The sequence below is a fragment of the Streptomyces katrae genome (genome assembly GCF_000966975.1).
In the GTDB taxonomy this organism is placed as follows: Bacteria; Actinomycetota; Actinomycetes; order Streptomycetales; family Streptomycetaceae; genus Streptomyces; species Streptomyces katrae.
Genome location: NZ_JZWV01001648.1, coordinates 1 through 1399, shown reverse-complemented (window position 1 = coordinate 1399; position 1399 = coordinate 1). Strand labels below are relative to the sequence as shown.

Genomic DNA, 1399 nt, shown 5'->3' with positions numbered 1-1399 from the left:
GTCCCCGGCCCCTCCGGCGGCAGGGCCTCCAGCAGCGGGAACCTCGGCAGGGCCGCCGCCCCCGCGAACCCCAGCGGGGTGGCCGTCGCCCCCGTCCCCACCGCGAACCCGGGCCCCAGCCCGTACGCCGCACCCCACACCACCGCGTTCGGCACCAGCGTCACCGCCAGCAGCAGCACCGCGAACCGCCCCGACCACACCCCGGTCAGCGTCAGGAACGCGGACTGCACCTCCCCCGCGTGCCACACCAGCGACGCCCCCACCAGCACCGTGCCGCCGCCCAGCAGGACGAGCACCCCCACCGCCCCCGAGCGCAGCGCCAGCGCGTACCGCGGCCGGGCCACCGCCCGGCGCGCGAACCCGGGGACCCAGCCCGGCAGCGACCCCGCGGGCCGGCCCTTCGCCGCCCACACCCCGCCGCCCGCGGCGAACACCGCCACCAGCGGCAGGTGCCAGGCGGCGCTGATCGGGTCCGCCGGCATCGGCCCGCCCGCCGCGTACAGGGTGGCCAGCGCACCCACCCCCAGGTAGCCGCAGAGCACGGCGGAGAACACCGCGCTCGCCGGCAGCACCTCCTCGGCCTCCGCCTCCGCCCCGACGCCGACTCCCACACCGACCCCGGAGGCACTGCCCAGCCGGGCCGCCCGCCGCATCAGCAGCACGGGCAGCGCCACCAGCAGCAGCGGGGTCACGCCGACGGGCGCCGGCACCCCCGACAGCGTGTCGTAGCGGACGAGTTCGGTCCCGTGGGCCATCAGCCACAGCCCGGCGGCGAGGTGCAGCGCCCCGCCGGGGCCGCTGTCGGGGTAGGGGGAGCTGATCCACAGCACGATCACGAGCACGGCGAGGAAGCCGAGCCCCAGTCCGGCGGCCACGGCGCCGCCCAGCACACAGGCGGCGGCCGCGGGTGAACGGCGCGGCGCCCGGGCCTGCGGGGCCGCCGGCAACGGGGCCCCGCGTTCGATCACTTGGGTCACACGGTCATGGTGCCAACGACACGCGCTATGGGTGGGTAACAGGCGATTGTCCGTTGTGTCGCTCAATATACGTTTATGTACTTTATCGCCCAGCGCTGTGCTGCCAGGTCGCGGGGAGTGTGACATGACGCCAGACGTCGAGACGGGCTCCGGCTCGGAGCGGGGCCTGCCGCCCCCCAAGGAGCGCCGCCGGCTGCGCGAGTCGGGCGAACTGACGCACGAACAGGTCGCGACGGAGCTCGGGGTTACCCCCGGCACGGTCCGTTCCTGGGAAACGGGCCGCACGGAGCCGGGGGCGCGCACGCGCGCCGCGTACGCGGACCTCCTGGACCGCCTCGCGCGCGCGGGCGCGGGCCGCCCCGGAGGCTCGACCACCCGCCCGGGCCGCGCCGCGAAACGCGCCCCGAAGCCCCCTTCCACCC

2 protein-coding genes are annotated in these 1399 nt (G+C 76.9%); one reads left to right on the top strand and one right to left on the bottom strand.

The annotated features are described in order from the left end of the window. On the bottom strand, positions 1 to 977 hold a 977-nt coding region (locus VR44_RS39835), incomplete at its 3' end, for a cell division protein PerM (protein WP_245692909.1). A 124-nt stretch (positions 978 to 1101) separates the two neighbouring features. Here VR44_RS39835 and VR44_RS39830 point away from each other — a divergent pair. Then, positions 1102 to 1399 (top strand): helix-turn-helix transcriptional regulator (locus tag VR44_RS39830; protein WP_045952583.1); only part of this gene is annotated, 298 nt, incomplete at its 3' end.